This window comes from Luteibacter sp. SG786, from assembly GCF_011759605.1.
Lineage (GTDB): Bacteria > Pseudomonadota > Gammaproteobacteria > Xanthomonadales > Rhodanobacteraceae > Luteibacter.
The window spans coordinates 2,625,424-2,644,850 of the sequence record NZ_JAAOYX010000001.1 but is presented as its reverse complement, the minus strand read 5'-3'; the positions used below and the strand labels follow the sequence as shown (position 1 = coordinate 2,644,850).

The window sequence follows — 19,427 nt, the reverse complement described above, 5'->3', positions numbered from 1 at the left end:
GGGGGCGGGCCAGGACGGCCCGCCGTTTCCGCCGAGGCAGGAGGCCGAGTCGGAAACCCCCGCCCGGACGCCCGGGTCCGCCGCGGCGAAGCCATCAGACACCAGCCGCGCAGCGGCTCTCCTTTCGCAAGGAACGACGCAAGTCTTCGCGGCGAGGGCGACGGCTGCCGGCTTTCAGGCAACGGCACAGGCGCCGATGCGAGGCCGAACAGGCGAGCCCACCCTACGAAGCGAACCCCACACGAACCTGGCTACAAAGCACCAACGATCGGCACGAAGAACCTATGTTGCCAATCACGGCCCAACGGGGACCCACGTATAACCGGCACCCGCCTTCCGCACCGTCCCGATACCCGGGAACGGGATGTGCGCGCCGGCAACGAGTTCGCCGGACTTGCTCGCTGTCCGCAATGCCTTCTCTCGGGTGGTGATGGCGGCGGCCGGCGTGCTGTCGAAGCGGATGGTGACCTTCGGATCGGGGAACTGCGCCACGGCAAGGTGGACGAGGTCACCCCAGACCATCAGTACTTTGCCTTCGCTTTCGACACGATAGCCGGTGTGGCCTGCCGTGTGGCCCGGCTCGTCCACTGCGGTGATCCCGGGTCCGACGACGTCGCCCGGATGAAAAACCTTGACGTGGCCTGCGGCCTCGTACGGCTTGAGCGCGGTGGCCACCGCATCGAAGGTCGCCTGCACGGAGGCATCGACCTTGCCCGCGTTGCCGCGATCTTCCCAGAACGCCTTCTCCCGCGCGTCGACGCGCACGATGGCGTTCGGATACACCATCTTGCCCTGGTCGATGAGCCCGCCCACGTGGTCGGCATGCAGATGGGTGATCAGCACTTCGTCGATCGCGTCGGCACGGTAACCCGCCGCCCGCAGGTGCGCGTTGACCTCCCCGAGCGTGGCACCGAGAAATGTGCCGGAACCGGAGTCGATGAGGATGCGCTTGTCGCCGGTATCGATGAGGAACGCATTGACCGATGTCGGCACACCGTCGCCGAGATGTGCCTTCGCCAGAGCCTTCTGGACCTCACCCTTGTGGGCTTCGACCATCAGGCCCGATGCGGGAAGCGTGAAGTTGCCATCGGAGAGCGCGACGACGGTGACCTTCCCCAGCGGCATCTTGAAGAAACCGGGCGCGTCATCGGCGGCATGTGCCGACGAAGCCGCCGCCAGTGCGAACAGCAGAGAGATAGTTGCGCTGAGCCGATGACGGCCGGCGGCGTGGTAGCTATCGGACATGGGAGACACCCGTGGATGGATGGCCGCAGTGTGCGAAACGTGCACGCGCCGGGATTGCAGAAAGGTGACGTGCGCCGATGTATTCCGACGAAGGCCAACCGGACATGCACAGCGCAAAAACCAGACATCCGGTGCTGACCCAATAGTGCAATCGTTCCGGTCTCCCACAGGCTAGGATTCCCCGGTCGCCGGGTTTCCGGCCATTCCATGGCGCGAGCATGGCAGCGGAGATCGTCATCAGGGAGGTGCCCGACGAGGGGCGCTTCGTCGCGGAACTCGGTCAGGAGACCGCGAGCGCCTGGTACCGGAATGACGGGAAGACACTGAGCTTCTTCCGGGTCGATATCTCCGACAACCTCATCGCCAACGGCGTGGGTATCCAGCTGATGCGTGTGGCCATGGCCCAGGCACGGCAGCAAGGCCTGCTCGTGGAGCCTGCCTGTGCTTTCGCGGTCGATTACATGCGGCAGAATCCGGACACGCAGGACATGCTGACCAGCGAGGGCTGGCGTCTTCTTGCCACGCAGCCTGGCGATCACCCGGGAACCGAGGCCCTCACCGAGCGCGAGATACTGATACTCCAGGGCGTCGCCGCGGGCCTCGAAAACAAGCAGATCGCCCTCCGCCTCGGCCTGTCGCCGGAGACGATCAAGGAGCACCTGTCCCACGCGATGAGCAAGCTGTGCGCCAACAATCGGTCGCACGCCGTCGTCATCGCGCTTGAACGGGGTTATCTCAGGTAGCGGACGGCGCTGCATGAGCCGAGGTGCGGCAGACCTGCCGCTCTATGGTTTGAAGTGATGGACATACCCCACGCTGAAACCGCCCGGCAGCCAGCCCACGATCAGGGGTGAATCGCGACGCGATGCCCATATCCCGATGCCGGTGCCGATGACGGCGCCGGCCAGCACGTCGCTCTGCCAATGTCCACGGACCTTAACGCGCGCCACCGCATCGTAGGCCGGCAACAGCGCCAGCGCGTAAACGACAGGATGGTCGTCTCCGTACCTCACGATGAACGGCGTGACCGCCGCGGAGAGTGCTGCCACCTCACCGCTGGGGAAGCTCTTTCCGTGCTTGAAGAACCGATTGGGATCGTTCGTCTGCGAAGGTCGCTCGCGGCCGAAGGCGTACTTGAGTCCCTGCGTCCCGATGCCACTGATCACCATGGCATCGACGGAACGCCAGAACGTATCACCCAATTCGCTCCCGTCTCCGAGCGCGAGTGCGCCCGCCCCTATTCCTACGATGCTGCCGTAGACGAGGGCTTTCTGGTTGCTTCGCTTCCAGATGCCGCTGTTGTCGTAGTGCAGCCGATGGTCGATGCCCAGGGGGCCGCCACTTGCGAGCGACTGCCCCACCGGAGCGAGAGCGAGCAGGAGGATCAGAAGGGATATACGCATGACCGTATACCTCCGAACAAGGGTTCACCGGAACGCGTGACTCCATTCCCGGCTTCCTTTCCGAAGCGCAGTGTCGGTCGACGATGCCGCCACCGTGGCGGGGCGATGGTTCCCAGGCCCTTCGCCACGGCAGCGTCAAAGCACGCTTATCCGCCGGAAGCTCCCGCCATCGCACCGGCATAGTCGATCACCAGCGTCACACGGCGGTTCGGCTCGCCGCCCTCACCGGACTGACCGGGGAGCACCTGGCGATTCCGCGCTTCGCCGTAGCTCACGGCGCGCACCTTGTCCGCTGAGAGACCGCCGGTGGAAACGAGGTAATCGCGTACCGCGTCGGCGCGTGCCTGGCCAAGGCGGCGATTGAAGGCGGTGCTTCCCGCCGGATCGGCGAAGCCCTCGACGGTGATGACGGCTTCCGGGAAATTGCCCGATACCACTTTTGCGAAGTCGTCCAGCAAGGGCTTGTCTTCCTCGCGGAGGGTGGAGTCGTTGAATGCGAAATGGCTCGCGGCGTCCACGCGGATACGCCCCTTCATGGCAGCGATCTTCGCGTCGTAGTCGGCGAAGCGCTGGCGCATCTGCTCGGTGAGCCCGTCGATCTCCTGCTGCTGTTTCTGGTCGTTGGCACGGAGTTCGGCGACAGTGGAGTCGAAATCGGCCTTCTTGACGTATCCATGGCAAGCGGTGAGAGCGACCGCCAGCAGACACGACGAAATCACTAAAACACGGCGATGACAACGCATGGCTAGTTCTCCTTTGATGGGTGGATGAACGAGGCTTCGTCGGATGCGTGAAACTTGGTGCATCGAGCCACGTGACCGGGGAGTTCCCAACCTGCCTTATGGATGCGCCCGGCGAACGGAAGCCGGCTGCCTGTGTCCGCCAGAATCGCGTCGGCGGGACTTCGACGGTATCGATCATCCGCCGGCTCGCAGCAGGCGCCTTGATCTACGTCAACCCCGCGTCTCAGGGTCGTTGACCGCCCGGTCAATCCAGCGGCTCGACCGCGTGGGTCTCGTCGAGGTGGAACACGGCGTCGAACTGCCGTGGCATGCGCGAATACAGATAATGGCTCTGCATCTCGGTGTCGGGTAGGTAGAGCACGCCGATCGCTCGCTCAAGGAGCGGCCCGTCCAGCGGCGCAACGGCATCATGTGCGAACGGAAGGTAGAATGCCTCGAGTCCGCTACGGTAGAACACGTGCTCGTAGCTACCCTCCACGGCCTCGTTCACGCGCCTGCTTTCCGCCTCGCCGCCCCACTCCCAGGCGGCCCGCACCGTGCCCGTATAGGTCGTGAAACCCACGAGGAACACCGGTCCTGCCGCCGGCACCAGCCTCATCAGCTGGCCCAGGTTGTACTCGCCGCCGAGCGACATCTCGGTGGCGCGGGCGTCTCCCACGTGCGAGTTGTGGGCCCAGACCAAGACCCGCCCTTCCCGTCCCTGTGCGCGAAGGTGCGCCTGCAAGGCCATCAGGGTTTGCGCCATGTGCGCATCGCGCATGTTCCAACTGAGCGCACGCGAGCCGAACATCGCGCGGTAATACGATTCCGCGTTCGCCACGACGCACGCATTCCGCTCGGCGAAGAAATAGGCGTCCTCAGGATCCGGAACGTCGGCGGACTTGTATTCGCCCTGCCGCTGCACCAGCTCCGCCAGCCGCTGCCTTACCGCTTCGCCGCAGTCCGGGCGCAGTCCGCGCACGGCTTCATAGCCATAGCGTTGCGGGTCGCGCACATGGTCGAGCGCGGCGTACTGGTGCCGCGCGATCTCGGCCTGCTCGCTGTCGACGGTGGCGAGGTAGTCGATCACCGCGTCCGCAGAGCGGTAAAGGCTGTACATATCCAGCCCGTAGAAGCCGCAGCGCTCCGCCTTCGGCCGCGACGCATTGTGGGCGGTGAGCCAGTCGACGAAGTCCACTACCGCGGTGTTTCTCCACATCCAACGGGGGAATCGCTGGAAATCCGAGAGGCTTCCGGAGGCAGAGGCGCCGTCGTCGCCTCCGCCACGCACATGGCGGTCCACCCGGCAGCAATCGGGCCAGTCGCCTTCGACGGCAACGGCGTCGAATTGCCGCTCGGCGATCAGGCGACGGCTTATGGCCGCCCGCATCCGGTAGAACTCGTCCGTACCGTGGGTGGCCTCCCCCAGCATGACAATCCGGCATTGGCCGGCGCGTTCGACGAGGTCGTCGTAGTCGGTGTCATCGCCTTCCAGCACCGTGGCACCGGAACGGATGCTCGCGATCTGCGCGTGTTCGTTCATCGGATGCCCCCATGGGCCTGGAAGAAAGATGCGCCTCCCCGCCGCTATGGAGAGGCGCACGAAGGCTCTCAGCTGACCTTCAACTTCCGTGCGCTTCCGTTTTCCTTCTTGGGTAGCGTGAGCGTCAGGACGCCATTCTCGTAATGCGCCTCGGCCTTGTCCGACGACACGGCGGCCGGCAGGGTGAACGCGCGGTATGCCTGGCCGAAGGAACGTTCCGTCACGATCTCGCGCTCGCCTTCCTTCTGGCGGGTTTCACGCCGCACCTCGGCGGTGATGGCCACCTGGTTGTCGTTGATCGAGATGTCGATGTCCTTCTTGTCCACACCTGGAATATCCGCCTTCACCTTGTACGCACCGTCGCTTTCGGTCACGTCGATGCGCATGTCGGGCGCGATCTCCGCGTTGCCCCACGAGGTACGAGGGAAGGTGTTGCGGATGAGGTCATCGAAGTCGGGAAAACGATCGATGCCCGACAGCGATTTGAGTGGATTCCAGCGAATCATGCTCGTCATGGTCGGTAACTCCTCTCTGGCTCTACGGACGGCATCCGAACCGGCATGGCGCGCCGGGGCTGCCTTCTCGAAACCTACGCGATCGCGCGCCCGTACCTATTGACCGCGGTCAACCTTGAGGCAGCCAGCGGGCGAACCAGTCCCCGGCCATGGCTGCGACCTGTTCCAGTGCGCCATGCTCCTCGAACAAGTGCGTTGCGTTCGGCACGAGTCGCAGCTCTCCGACACCCGTCACTGCCGCCAGAGCCTGGCGGTTGAGGGCTATCACCTGTGTGTCGGCGCCGCCAACGATGAACAGTGTTGGCGCGCCGACCTTGGCCAGCGCCACGGCTCCCGCCAGGTCGGGTCTTCCGCCGCGGGAAACCAGCGCCCGGATGTCGTCACGGTGGGCCGCAACCGCGATCGCCGCGGCCGCCCCGGTGCTCGCGCCGAACAGGCCGACAGGCATGCTTGCCACATGTGGCTCGTCGGCCAGGCGGTTCAGCACGCCGTCGAGCCGGCGGGCCAGCTTCGCGATGTTGAACCGCTCGGAGAACGTCGTGTCTTCGTCGGGACTCAACAGGTCGAACAGCAATGTGGCGAACCCGCGGTCTTCGAGCGCACGCGCCACATGCTTGTTCCGCGTGCTGTGCCGGCTGCTGCCGCTGCCGTGTACGAATACGACGCAGCCCTTCGCGTCGGCCGGAACGTGCAGATCGCCCTCCAGCACGACGCCATCGACTGCAAAGCGCATGCCGCCGACGAAAGGGGCGGTCGCGGGATGACCCGCGGGTTTCAGCAGTTGGATGACTTCGGCGTCTTCGACCGCGGGGAAGGAAAGATAGTGTTCCCCCACCGACCGGAAGTGCCTGGGCACGGACAGGCAGACCACTTCGTCGGCCAATGCCCTGATCGATGGAATCCGGTCCGCCGAAGCCACGGGAACGGCCGCTATCAACCGGGCGGGACCATGTCGCCGCGTGGCGGTCAGGGCGGCGCGCATCGTGGCTCCCGTGGCCAGGCCATCGTCCACGACGACGACGACGCGGCCTTTCGGGTCGTGCGCAACACGGTGCGGGCTATAGAGCTGGCGCCGCTCCTCGATGCGCGCGAATTGCCGCGATGCTTCGCGGCTCAGGTAAGCGTCGCCGAGTCCCAGTTGACCGGCTTCCCTGCCGATCTCCAGGTGACCGCTCTCGTCGATCGCGCCGACGGCGAATTCCTCGTTCCCCGGCGCGCCGAGCTTGCGTACGAGCACGACATCGAGATCGCCCTCGAGGTGGTCTGCGACGACCCGACCGACGACCACCCCGCCCCTCGGGATCCCGAGCACGAGCGGACGGGTGCCGCGCAACCCCGCCAGGGCGGCGGCGAGTTGCTCACCCGCATCCTTCCGGTCGAGGAAGGCCTCGTATGTGGCAGGAAGCATGCGTCCCTCCGACATCGTGGCGAACGGTACGATGCCGATGAAACCTCCGTCCCTGCCCACGTGTATTGACGCCGGTCAACATGCGGGCGGTAGCCGGGAAAATCGCGAACGACGATTACGCGCGTACCGTCCGGAAGGTAAGACGCAAGGCGGCGAGGAGGAAATACAGGCCGCCGAAGGCGGCATACGGAGCCAGCCCGACAATGCTCGGCTCATGGCCAAACGACTTGATGACCATGAAGACACCGGCCAGCGCGGACTGCGCGCCGCTGAGCATCATGAAGGCCTGACCGCCCAGTTTGCGGCGGCTTATGCCCACCCACAGCTGAAACAAGCCTGCCAGCAGGGCCCAGATACCGAAGACCAGCACTCCGCCGGCCGTTCCGTGGCTGATGAGCGCCACGATGAGTGCGACAGCCGTCGCCGTGCTCGTCGCGGCATTCAGGCGCTGGCCGGGGTTGGCGCGCAGCCCGCCCGAGCGCCGGGCGTCGACGAAGTTCGCGGCCGCATCCCAGGCGGGATACAGCACCATCAACGTGGCGCTGAAGGCGAAGGGCACGTTGAGCTGGGCGAACAGCACCACCAGCGCCACCCAGGAAAAGGAGACCACTGAGCGGAGGTAGTAGTAGTTACGAAGGAAGTTCATGGGATTGTCCTCACTGGGGAGCGCAAACCTACTAGTCGGTAGGCTTAGAGTCAACTATTTAGTTCGCAACGAGGAAAAACGCTGTTCAGCCCTTGAAAAGCACCCGACCTACTGGTAGGCTGTCACCCATGAGCACCCGTGAAAAGCTCCTCGATTCCGCCCGTTACCTCATCCAGACGCGTGGCTACAGCGGTTTCAGCTACGCCGACGTCGCCGCTCAGGTGGAGGTACGCAAGGCGTCCATCCATCACCATTTCCCTGCCAAGGCGGACCTTGCCAAGGCCGTGGTCGAGCAGTCGCGCGGCATCATCGGCGAGCAGATCCGCATGATGGAAAGCGAGGCTTTCGACCCCTTGCGGCAACTGCAGGGGTATACCGGCTACTGGGAGAAGTGCATCGCCGATGCGTCGGCGCCCTTCTGCGTCGCGGGCATGCTGGCCAGCGAACTGGACTGCCTGCCGGAAGAACTCGCCGAAAGCGTCCGCATGCACTTCCGCGACCTGTCGCGCTGGCTGGAGACGGTACTCACGGCCGGTGCGCAGCGTGGCGTGTTCACGCTGAAGAGCGCCGCCAGTGTGGAAGCCGAGTCGTTCATGTCGACGGTGTACGGCGCGATGATTCTCGCGCGCGCTTACGGCCAGCCCGACAAGTTCACCCAGGTGGTCGAGGGTGCCATGCGGCGTCTGCTCCATACGGATGCCGGAGCGGCCTCGCCGCGCTGATCCTACGCGACCGGCATCGTTCTCCGACGTAACGTTCCCCTGAGCGCCGTGCCCGGCAACACCCGACCGGCCGCGGATCGGGTGTTGCGGGATGCGCCACATCACCAGCGCATGCGGAACCCCAGGCTGCCGTTGAGGGCATGGCTGTCGCCGAAGTGCGACAGCCCGGTGCTCGCCTGCACCTCGCCGTAGACCGAATAGCGCCCGCCCGCCCAATCCAGCGTGGTGCCCAGTCCGAAGCCTCCCCAGTTGCGCTCGTTGCGCGTGCTGAAGTCGGTGCCGGCCACCTTCACACGGGCGTCGTCCGTCGCGTGGCGATACACGTTGGCGATGGCGTAAACGTGCGTAGCCATCGGGCCCGATGCCGCCTGCCATGCGTGCTGGTAGTCGATGGCCAGGCCGCCGCGCACGGTGATCGCCTTCCCTTCCCGCTGCGATACGCGCGCACCGAAGCTGTCGTTGAACGCGTCGAAGCGCGCATTGCCATAGCTGAACTGGGCCTGCGGAATCGCCCACAGGTGATCGCCCAGGCCGATGCGCTGGCCCACTTCCACGCCGGCCACGTATCCGTACCCCTTGTTGCCGTCCTTGAGCGACTGGCCGAGGGTGCCGGAGCGCAGATCGGTGTCGAAACGCATGCCGCGTGCCTGGCCATCCACGTAAAAGCCGCGATCGCCATACCAGGTGAGCGACGCACCGATGCCATAGGTGTCCGTTTCCAATCGGCCCTGGCCGTACAGCGAGCGCACATCGGAGTGATTGCGACCGTACTGCAAGGTCGCGCCCGCCACGAGCCGGCCGCCCTCGTTTTCGGTAACGGTGGTGTCGATGCCGGCCTCCGCTTTCCGCGAGGACACGTCGTAGTTCGCGCCGCTGGTCGAGCTTTCGGGATGCAGCGTGCGGTCGCCACCCGACACGCGCATCCACACGCCCTCGCCCGGTTTCATGTCCCCGGCATCCTGCGCGGTGGCCCACAGCCGGTGGCCGACACGCTCGGCCAGCGTATCGAGCGTGTTGAGCTGCTGCAGGACGCCCGCGTAGGCCTCGTACAGCGGCACGCCCGGCTGGTACAGCGGCTGCGGCGGATCCGCGTCCGGCGGCTCGCCACCGGCCGACGCGCCGGCGGTGAGCGCCGAACGGAGGTACCAATCGCCGTCGGGCGAATCGACGCCGTCCTTGTACAGGCGATACGCATAAGCTCCGGCCACCACGGCCTGCTGACCCTGGAACACGTAGTCGCCCTTCAGCGCGAATGAGCCGTTCGATGCACCCTGCACGTCGATCAGCTTGATGCCCTGCCGGGTCGGCGCACCCGCGCCCCCCACATTGGTCACGCGCACGACGGTGTTGCCCGCCGTGTTGCCCGTCACCACCAGGCGATCGGTGACCGAGTCGTCGCCCCCCAACGCCGCGTCGACATTCAACGTGCCGCCCTGCCCCGTGTAATTACCGGCAACGGTAAGCACCGTGCCGGGATCGTTGCCCAGGGCGACGTTGCCGGCGTTGTCGAGCGAAGCGACGCGTTGCGAATGGCCGTCCAGGTCGAGGGTGCCTTCACCTTGCACGGTGAACGCCAACGATGCGTTGAATGCGCCTTCGGTGCCCGCGAGCAGCGTGCCGCCGGCCACCGTGGTCCCTCCGCTGTAAGTCGAACTGCCGCTCAGGGTGAGGGTACCGCCACCGGTCTTGGTGAGGCTGCCCGGTCCGGAGACCATGCCGGTGAATTCGAGATGAGTTCCGGTATCGGTATCCACCGTGGCGTCGCCGCCCAGGCCCACCGTGCGCTGCGTGATGAAGCTCCCCGTCGTGTGCAAGGTGGCGTTGTCGATCGATAGTGCACCGCTGTCGAGGCCGAGATTGCCGTCGCTGGCCACCTGCAACGTGCCGGCGCGGACTTCGGTGCCGCCCGCGTAGACGTTGGTGCCGGTCAGAACGAGCGTGCCCAGGTCGTCTTTCACCAGCATGCCGCTACCGATGAGCGCTGTCTCGATGGTGGCGGTCATACTCGCACCGGCCGCGGTGCCATCGCCCACGCGGATAGCCGATGCGCCTCCGGCCAGCGCCAGCGTACCGCCCGTCAAGCGATACCCGTCTGTCTGAAACTGCAGGCCCGACGCCGACACCTGGCCGTTCGCATTGTCCACTGACACGGTGCCACCGGCGCCGCCGAACACGGCGAACGCACCGTGGCTGTACGGCGCATTGAGCGAACCGCTTGCATCGGCCCAGAAGTCGTTGTCGTCGAGGCGCCAGGTACCTGTACCGCCGGCGATGGCGCCGTCGTTGGCATGACCGGGGCCATCCCAGAAGCTCAGCGTGAGGCCGGCACTGTTTACCAGGTTCACCTGGTGCGCGATGGACGTCTGCACGAAGGCATCCGCCGTCGGCACCGTGCCTAGCGCCAGGCCATTGTCCGTGAGCGAGCCGTCATAGCTGAAGAGGCGATACACGCCCGCGCCGAAGCTGCCACCCGCCGTGGGCGCGACGTCGAGCGTGCCATCCAGCGTGAGGTTGCCGTGTACCACTGTCAGGTCGTTGAGCGCGCCGCCCACCGTGCCGGCCTGGCCGAACTGGTAATCGAGCCTGCTGGTCCCGGCAAACGCCAGGTTGCCGTTGATGGTGAGCGTGCCCGCCGCTCCGGCGTCACCCGGGCTCAGCGTGCCGCCGTCGCCGACCCTCACGTCGCCGCCGATCGTGCCCGTACCCCCGAGTGTGCCGCTGCTGCGCACGGTAGTGGCACCGGTCGCAGCGGACTGGTCACCGTTCACCAGCAGCGTTCCGGTCTGCGCGATGGTTTCGCCGGTGTACGTATTGGCGCCGGTGAGCGTCAGGGCCCCACTACCTACCTGCATCAACGCGCCTGTGCCGGACACCATCCCGCCGAAAGTCTGCGCATCCGATCGATTGAAGGCCAGGACACCGTTGTCGGTCACATCGCCCAGGATCGATCCGTTCGTACCGCCCTCGCCGATCTGCAACGCGCCACCGGTGATGGTGGTTCCGCCTGTATAGGTGTTGTCGCCGGCGAGCACCAGCGTGCCGAGATCGGACTTGGTCATGCCGCCTGTGCCGGTAAGCACCGACTGGATCGTGGCGAACATGCCGGTGCCCGCCGTCGTGCCATCGCCGACGCGGATGATGGTCGGCGTCGCGGCCAATGCGATGCTGTCGCCCTGCAGGCGATATCCCCCGACCGCAAACTGCATGCCGCCGCTGTTCACCGCACCCAGGGTGTCATCCACGGTCACCGTACCGCCCGCGCCGCCGAAGATGGCGAACGAGCTGTCCTGGTAAGGCGCATTCACGCTTCCGTCGATCAGGGTCCAGTTGTCGTTGCCGCCGGCGTTTTGCCACACGCCGTCGCCGCCCTGCACCTGGCTGTCGCCGCGCGCGCCATTGCCGTCCCAGAAGCTGACGTCGAGGCCGGCGGTGTTGACCAGATTCACCTGCTGCGCAATGGACGTCTGCAGGAAATAGTTCGGCGTCGGCACAGTGCCGATGCTCATGCCATTGTCGATGAGCGCGCCGTCGTAGCCGATGATGCGGTAGATGCCGGGATCGAACGTGCCGCCTGCGGATACCGATACGTCCACCGTGCCGTCGAGCGTCAGATCGCCATTCACCCGCAGCAGATCGTTCAGCGGACCGCCCACCACGTTGGCCTGGCCGAAGCTGACGTCGAGGTTGCTGGCATCACTCATCGCCATGCTTCCCTTGACGGTCAGCGTGCCCGGCGCAACGCCAAGGTCGCCCGGGCTGAGCGTGGCGCCGTCAGCCAGCAGCACGTTGCCTCCGATGGTGCCCTTGCCGCCAAGCGTGCCGCCGGCGTCCACCGACGTGTCGCCCGTGGCGAGGCTCTGATCGCCATTGACGAAGAGGCTGCCCGCACGCACGGCGGTCGGGCCGGCGTAGCTGTTGTCGGCACCGAGCACGGTGATGCCGCTACCCTGTTGCTCCAGCGCACCGACGCCGGTGATCAGCCCGGCGAAGGCCAGGTTGTCGGAGCGGTTGAATACCAGTGTTCCGTTGTTCGTGACGGCGCCCAGGATGGCGCCGCCACTTCCGCCGTTGCCCAACTGCAACGTGCCGGCCTGGATCAGCGTACTGCCGGTGTAGCTATTGTTCGCGGTCAGCACCAGCGCGCCGCCGCCGTCCTTGGTCAACGTGCCCGCACCGCCGATGGCGCCGTTCAAGGTGAGGTCGGCGTCGGTGAGCAACCGACCACCGGCGCCATTCAACGTTATCGTGCGCGAGGAAACAAAACCGGCCGTATTCTCAAGCACACCGCCGTCGAAGGTGAGCGCGCCACTGGCATCGCCGAGGTTGCCATCGCTGGAGACCACGATGCTGCCGCCGTCGATGGCGGTGCCGCCCGCGTAGCTGTTGTTCCCGTCCAGCGTGAGGCTGGCGGCACCGATCTTGGTCAGGCCACCGGCACCACCGATCGTTCCGGACAGGACGAGCGCCGCCTGGGTATCGAGCGTGGCGCCTTGCTGGTTGATCGTCACTGCGCGGGCGGAAGACAGTGCTGCCGTGTTGCGCAGCGTGCCGCCGTCGAAAGCGAGGGCACCGGACGCATCGCCGAGGTTGGCGTCGGACGATACCTCCAGCGTGCCGTCATTGACGGAGGTACCACCGGCGTAGGTATTGCTGCCGGAGAGCACCAATGTCCCGAGGTCTTCCTTCACCAGTCCGCCGGTGCCGGTCAGCGAGGCGGCGATGGTCGCGGTCATGGCGGCGCCCGCCGCGGTGCCGTCGCCAACACGGACGATGTTCGGCGCGCCACTGAACGTGAGCGGACCGCCTGCGATGGTGTAGCCGCTTACCGCGAACTGCATGCCCGAGCTGGTGACGGCGCCGAGGCTGTTGTCCACCGTGACCGTTCCCGGCGTGCCCATGAAGATGCCGAACTCGCCATCGCTGTAAGGCGCGTTGTACTGGCCCGTCTGGTCGGCCCAGTTGTCGTTGCCCGACGAGTTCTGCCACACCCCCGTGCCGCCGTCGATGGTGTTGTTGGCGTGGCCGGAGGGGCCGTCCCAGAAGTTGAGCGTGAGCCCGCCGGTATTGAGCAGGTTCACCTGGTGCGCGATGGAGGTCTGTACCTGGAACGTGCCGGCCGGCGCGGTATCCAGCGCAAGGCCGTTATCGGTCAGGGCACCGTCATAGCTGACGATGCGGTAAAGCCCTGGCCCGAAACTGCCGCCCGGTGTCGCGGCGACGTTGATCGTGCCGTCGAGGGTGAGGTTGCCGTGGACCACCGTCAGATCGTTGAGCGCGCCGCCCACCGTGTTCGCTTGACCGAACTGGTAGTTCAGCGCAGCCCCGCTCGCCAGGTTCAGGTTGCCGTCGATGGTGAGCGTGCCCGCCGCGCCGGCATCGCCCGGACTGAGAGCGCCGCCGCTCTCCACCGTCACGTTGCCGCCGATAACGCCCTTGCCGCCCAGCGTGCCGCCGCTCTGCACGGTAGTGGTGCCGGTCGCGGCAGCCTGGTCCCCGTTGATCAGCAGCGTGCCGGCCTGCACGTTCGTCGCGCCAGCATACGTGTTGGCCGCCGTGAGCACGGTGGTGCCGCCGCCGAGCTGCGTGACGCCACCGGTGCCGCCTATGAGGCCACCGAACGTATAGACGTCCGACCGGTTGAAGGCCAGCGTGCCGTTGTCGGTGACGTTACCGACGATGCTGCCGTTGGCGCCGCCATTGCCAAGCTGCAGGGTGCCGGCGCTGATGGTGCTGCCGCCGGTATAGGTATTGGCGGCGGTGAAGACCGTGGTGCCCGTGCCCTGCTGCACCACGTTGCCGGCGCCGGAAACCGTGCCGGCCAGCGTCATGGTGTCGGAACGGTCGAAGGCCAGCGTACCGGCCGCGACGATGACGCTGGGACTCGCGATCGATCCGGTGGTACCACCGGCACCGATCTGCAGAATGCCCCCGTTGACCACCGTGTTGCCGGTGTAGGTGTTGTTGCCGGTAAGCGCCCAGGTGCCCGCATCGTTCTTCGCCACCGTGGTGACGCCGCCGGGCCCGTCGATGATGCTGCCGCCCATCGCATTGAGGCCGGTGTTGCTGCCTCCGAGCCCCAGCGTGCGGTTTCCGTTGCCGGCATAGGCAGCCGAACCGGTATTGCTGAAGACGATGGCGCCCGTGCCGGAGGATTCGATCACGCTTGCGCCGGTGGACAGCGTGAACAGACGGTCCGTGGTGTCGCCCGTCCCGGTGTAGCGCAGCGTGGCGCCGCTACCGATCACCAGATTCGCCGCCGCGCCGGAAGACTGGCCGATGCTGCTCGCCTGGCCGCCGTTGCCGAGTTTGTCCACGCCCAGCACGCCGCCGGTGATCGTGGTGACGCCGGTGTACGTGCTGGCCGGATTGCGCAGGATCCAGGTGCCGGTACCTGTCTTTCTCATCGAAGTCTTGCCGGTGCCGTTGTCGGCAATCTGCAAGGCCAGGCCGTTGTTTGCAGCGCTGGTGCCGGTCAGCGTCACCGTTTGCGAGGTGTTGGCGCCGCTGAAGGCAAGCGCGCCCGTGCTGGTGAACTGCACCGCGCCCGTACCGGACGCGTCCAGCGCGCTGGTGGTCGATGGGCCGAGCGTGAGCAGCCGGTTGGTGGCGTCGCCCGCGCCGACATAGGCCAGCGTGCCGCCATTGAGCACGAGATTGCCGGCCGCGCTGCCGGACGAGCCGATCGAACTGGTTGCGCCGCCGTCGGCGAGTTCGTACACCTGGAGCTGACCCGCATTCACGGTTGTCGTGCCGGTATAGGTGCTCGCACTCCCGGACAGCAACTGCGTTCCGCCTCCGTTTTTCACCAGGTTGCCGGTGCCGCTTATCGCGCCGGCGAAATTGAGGGCACCGTTCGTGATCGTGAGCGTTGCGCTGCCCAGATCGATGTTGCCGCCGGTCGTGCCGCCGCCGTTGATGTAGCTGACGCCGGTATTGAAGCCGTTGAGGTCGAGCGCGGCGCCGGCCGTGTCGTCCAGCGTCGCATAACCGGTGCCGAATGCATTGGTCGCGCCAGCACGCAAGATGCCGGCACGAACGTAGGTGCCGCCCGTATACGTGTTGGTGCCACCGAACTCCACCGTGCCGGACCCCAGCTTCTGCATCTGCCCGGTGCCCTGGATGGTGCCACCGATGCCGAGCGTCGTAGCCGCGTTGCTGACGCTCAATGCGCCATTGCCGGTGAGCTGGATACCGCGATCGATGGCAACGCTCCCGCCGGTATAGATCAACGTGCCGCTGCTGAGCGTGAGATTCGCGGGTGCGCTTCCGGAGGCACCGATGCCGCTGGCCTGGCCGCCATTGGCAAGGCAGTCGGTGCTGATGGTGGCGGACGAGAGCGTGGTGGCGCCGGTGTAACTGCTTCCGCAGCCGTTCATGACCTCGGAATGCCCGACCACCGTGACGCTGCCCGGGCCGCCGATGGCGCCGGAGAACGTACCGTTGCCGTTGATCACCAGACCGCCGCCCGTGCCCAGGGTGACGTTGCCCGCGCCGTTCAGTCCACCGATGGTGACCTTGAAAGTGGAAGCGTCGAGCGTCGCGCCGGCATTGACCGTGACGGGCCCGCTGCCACCGAAAGCCGTAGCCGACCCGGCCTGCAGCGTACCGGCAGTGACCGTGCTGCCGCCGGTATAGGTATTGGCACCCGACAGCACCAGGATGCCGGCGCCATCCTTGACCAGGGTTCCGCCTCCCACCACCGTACCGCTATCGGTCAGCGTGGTGGCTGCCTGGCTGACGTCGACGTGGCCCTGCCCGCCAGCGAGCGTGAAGCCGCGGTCGGTCGACGTCGTGGCGCCGGTGTACTGCAGGCCGCCGCCGGTCTGCAGGACGAGATTGGCCGGGTCGGACGTGGCGGCGCCGATGCCGCTTGCCGTGCCGCCGTTGGCGAGCGTGCCGGTCGACAGCAAGCCATTGCTCACCGTCACCGGTCCGATGAAATCGTTGGCGCCGTTGGAAAGCGTCAGCGTACCGGTACCGGTCTTGGTGAAACCGGCATCGTCGGGGCTGGTCACCGCCCCGCCGAACGTCAGATCGGCGCTACCGTCGACCTGGATGGTGCGCGACGGACCACCATTGACCAGCGTGAAACCTCGGTCGGAACTGGCGGTGGCGCCGGTGTAGCGCAGTGTGCCGTTCTCCAGCACCAGATTGGACGACGCATTGCCCGACGCACCGATCGCACTGGCCGCGCCGCCGTCGGCGATGCTGTTGAACGACAGGGTGCCCCCGCTCACCGTGTTGCCCCCGGTGTAGGTGTTGGCACCGGAAAGCGCAACGGTACCGGCACCCGAACCGCCGAGGATGAAGCTGGTGGCACCGCCGTTGTCGACAATGGTCGAGCGGATGTTGAACGTACCGCCGCTGTTCTGCAGCACACCGAGGGGGCTGCCGCCGGCGCCACCGGTCAGCGAGCCGCCCTGGATGGTCTGCGTGGTGGTACCCAGCGTCGGCGACAGGATGATGCTGCCGTCCACGCCCAGTGTATTGCCCGTGCCGACGTTCACCGTCGACGGCGCCGCGGCGGTGTACTTGAGGCCGCCGAGCGCGACGTTGCCGTTCACCGTGCCGAAGTAGGGTGTGTTTGCCGCGCCGCCCTCGTCGCTGACGATGTCGCCATTGAGCCACTGGCCGGCATCGTCCTTGTCGGCATACGCGGTGAACGCGGTGATCACGCCGCCTGCCACCTGCGCATAGTCCGAGCCGTTGACCGTCGCCCACCCGCCGAGCGCGCCGTCCGGCTGCGTCGTCGTGATGGTCGCGCCGGTGTTGTAGCCGAAATCGACCAGGCCGCCGCCGCGGGTGATCGCCCCCAGTGCGACCGTCAACGAACCGCCCGTGCCGGCGCTGGCATTGATGCGGTTGTTGCCGGCGGTAACGTTCAGCCCGTTGAAGGTTTGGGTATTGGCCGCGCCCGTGCCCTTCACCGCCAATGTACCGCCGGCGAGATTGAGGGTGGAAGCATTGCTGATGATGTCGGTACTCGGGCTACCTGCGAAATCCAGCGCCAGCGTGCCGCCACCGATCGTCGTGGCACCGCTGTAGGTGTGGGTTCCGTAAAGCGTCTGCGTGCCCGCACCAAGCTTGGTGAGGCCACCGGTACCGGCGATGGTGCCGCCGTAGCTCGTACTGCCCGCCGACGCATTGAGCGTGAGCAAGCCGCTGCCCAGTTGCACCACGCCGCCGGTGCCGGACAGGGACGGCGCGCTGATGGCCAGGCCGTTGAGATCCAGCGTGCCGCCGTTGACGATCAATCCCTTCGACGCGCCGAAAGCATCGACGCTGCCTGCGGTGAGTGTTCCCGCCTGTACGGTGGTGGTGCCCGTGTAGGTATTGGCGCCGCTCAGCAACCAGTTGCCGCTGCCGTTCGCCACCAGGTTGCCCGTGCCGGAAAAGACGCCGCTCACGGTATTGGTGCCGGCATAGGTGCCGGACAGGTTCAATGTATCGGTGCCGCCGGCGACAAAGGCGACCTGGCCAGTGAGCGAGACGCCGCCGGTGCCGTCGTTGGCAAACGTGTTGGCGCCATCGGAGGTGATCGTGCGGTTCGACGACGTAGCGCCGCCGGTATAGCGCAAGGTGCCGTTCTGGAGGTTGAGGTTGCCATCCGTGCCGGTGCCGAAGGAGCTGCTGCTGCCAGCATCGGCTAGCACCGGGGCATACACGGTGATCGTGTTGATGGTCGAGGGACCGCTGTAGGTATTGGCGCCACCCAGGACGATGCTGCGGCCGGCGCCACCGGCGTAACCGATGGTCCGGGTCGAGTTCGGACTGCTGATCACGCCGAGAATCTGCAGGTCGGCGGACTGTGCGACAAAGCTATGCCCCAGCGTCCAGGACCCCGACATCGTCATGTCGCCGCTCAAGACCAGTGTGCCGGTACCGGTGTTCCGCAAGGCGGTACCACCGCTGGACGTATTGCCGAACTGGAAGTCGCGATTGGAAACGTCGCCGTCGCCGGTGTAATACAGTGAGCCGCCGAGGCCACCTCCTGCCGCCACGCTCACCAGGCCGTTGGCGTCGCTGGTTGGTGCGCCGAGCGAGCTGGCCTCGCCAAGGTTGCCGATCGACGTAAATCCGTAGCTTCCACCGCCGCGAAAGGCCGTCACGCCATCGTAATCGCTGGCGGCGTTACTCATGATCACGTTGCCACCGACGTTCAGATTGGCAGTTCCCGTGAACCGGGCTGATCCGACGCCTGGCCCCGTGAGGCTCACCGTGCCGCCGGTCAGGCTGACAACACGGGTAGAAGCAAGCGCACTGCTGGCGCCGAGGCCCGTGCCCGCTGCCATCGTCACGCCATTGCTCGCGGCGCCCAGCGCGGCGTCGCCATTCACGACCAGCGAACTACCGTTGACATTGATGCCGCCGCTGAAGGTGTTGGCTCCGCTCAGCGTCAGCGTGCCGGTTCCGGCTTTGGTAAGTCCGGCGGTGCCGGCAATGACCGAGCTGATCGCCCCGGCACCCGTGATCGTTGGCGTGGTACCGGCCAATGTGAGCGTGCCGCCCGTGAGGGTATAGCCGACCGTGTTGAAGGTGAGCGCGTTCGCGGTTACCGGCGCTCCCAGTGTCACCGTTCCTGCCGTGCCGGCAAAGACCGCGTTGTCGAGGCCCGCATTGTTCCAGGCAAAGAATGGACCTGCCACGCCATCGCCGGCGGCGTTCCAGTAGGGCGACACCGTGTTCCACGTACCGGTGCCGCCGCTACCGGCCGAACCGCCGTTGACATCCCAGTAGCGGTCCACAGCCAGCGCGCCTGGCGCGTACATGGCTGCAAGCGCGGCAAGCACGCCAAGGCGCATTGCCCGCGATTCCGCGATACGTCGCGAGAGTGAGCGTTCGTCCGCGCCGTCCTGAACCGCGCGGCCACGCCCTTTACCGTGCCGACCGGCCAATTCGGAGGCGACGACCCACGCGCTCAACGTCTGCGACCAGACGATGCGGAACACTCGATTCATTGGATTACCCTTGTCAGGAGCGAGCGCCACCGGCGCGACGGCATGCCGTCACGGGCAATACTCACGATGGGTTTGACTTGCCCGAAGACACAGATGCCTTCGGGCGCGTGCAACCGCTGCCGGCGGCTGCCGGCTCGCTGCTTGATGACATGAGACACCCCTGCCCCTGGTCGCACGCATGATACGCAATGTCGGGCTGGTGAAAGATGTGCGCAAGATCACCGTTTTGAACGTTGGCGAGTCAGATCGCTCGCTCGGGGTACGC

General features: G+C 66.3%; 10 protein-coding genes. 2 read left to right on the top strand and 8 right to left on the bottom strand.

What is annotated here, in order from left to right:
- Positions 1-294: 294 nt before the first annotated feature.
- The gene (locus FHS47_RS11890; protein WP_167027461.1) at positions 295-1,245 is read right to left on the bottom strand and encodes an MBL fold metallo-hydrolase; all 951 of its coding nucleotides are present in this window, start codon (positions 1,243-1,245) and stop codon (positions 295-297) included.
- A 218-nt stretch (positions 1,246-1,463) separates the two neighbouring features.
- Between FHS47_RS11890 and FHS47_RS11885 the strand changes: the two genes are divergently transcribed.
- Complete coding sequence (locus FHS47_RS11885; RefSeq protein WP_167027459.1) at positions 1,464-1,988, top strand: LuxR C-terminal-related transcriptional regulator; 525 nt, start codon at positions 1,464-1,466, stop codon at positions 1,986-1,988.
- Positions 1,989-2,030: 42 nt separating this feature from the next.
- Here the strand turns inward: FHS47_RS11885 and FHS47_RS11880 are convergent, their stop codons facing one another.
- From FHS47_RS11880 to FHS47_RS11855, 6 genes are all read right to left on the bottom strand, one after another.
- The gene (locus tag FHS47_RS11880; RefSeq protein ID WP_167027456.1) at positions 2,031-2,648 is read right to left on the bottom strand and encodes a phosphatase PAP2 family protein; all 618 of its coding nucleotides are present in this window, start codon (positions 2,646-2,648) and stop codon (positions 2,031-2,033) included.
- Between the two features lie 146 nt (positions 2,649-2,794).
- The gene (locus FHS47_RS11875; protein ID WP_167027453.1) at positions 2,795-3,391 is read right to left on the bottom strand and encodes an OmpA family protein; all 597 of its coding nucleotides are present in this window, start codon (positions 3,389-3,391) and stop codon (positions 2,795-2,797) included.
- Positions 3,392-3,635: 244 nt separating this feature from the next.
- Positions 3,636-4,913 carry an erythromycin esterase family protein gene (locus tag FHS47_RS11870; RefSeq protein WP_167027450.1) on the bottom strand — a complete coding sequence of 426 codons (1,278 nt, stop codon included), beginning with the start codon at positions 4,911-4,913 and terminating at the stop codon, positions 3,636-3,638.
- 68 nt (positions 4,914-4,981) lie between these two features.
- Positions 4,982-5,428 carry an Hsp20/alpha crystallin family protein gene (locus tag FHS47_RS11865; protein WP_167027447.1) on the bottom strand — a complete coding sequence of 149 codons (447 nt, stop codon included), beginning with the start codon at positions 5,426-5,428 and terminating at the stop codon, positions 4,982-4,984.
- Between the two features lie 109 nt (positions 5,429-5,537).
- Complete coding sequence (locus tag FHS47_RS11860; protein ID WP_167027444.1) at positions 5,538-6,836, bottom strand: phosphoribosyltransferase family protein; 1,299 nt, start codon at positions 6,834-6,836, stop codon at positions 5,538-5,540.
- A gap of 115 nt (positions 6,837-6,951) precedes the next feature.
- Complete coding sequence (locus FHS47_RS11855) at positions 6,952-7,482, bottom strand: DUF308 domain-containing protein (protein WP_167027441.1); 531 nt, start codon at positions 7,480-7,482, stop codon at positions 6,952-6,954.
- Between the two features lie 128 nt (positions 7,483-7,610).
- On the opposite strand from FHS47_RS11855, the gene FHS47_RS11850 reads away from it, so the two are divergent.
- Positions 7,611-8,204: a TetR/AcrR family transcriptional regulator gene (locus tag FHS47_RS11850; protein WP_208381923.1), complete on the top strand. Its 594-nt coding sequence runs from the start codon at positions 7,611-7,613 to the stop codon at positions 8,202-8,204.
- A gap of 101 nt (positions 8,205-8,305) precedes the next feature.
- Here FHS47_RS11850 and FHS47_RS11845 read toward each other — a convergent pair whose 3' ends face one another.
- Entirely contained in the window at positions 8,306-19,162 is a 10,857-nt protein-coding gene (locus FHS47_RS11845; protein WP_167027438.1) for an autotransporter-associated beta strand repeat-containing protein, read from the bottom strand.
- Positions 19,163-19,427: the final 265 nt, after the last annotated feature.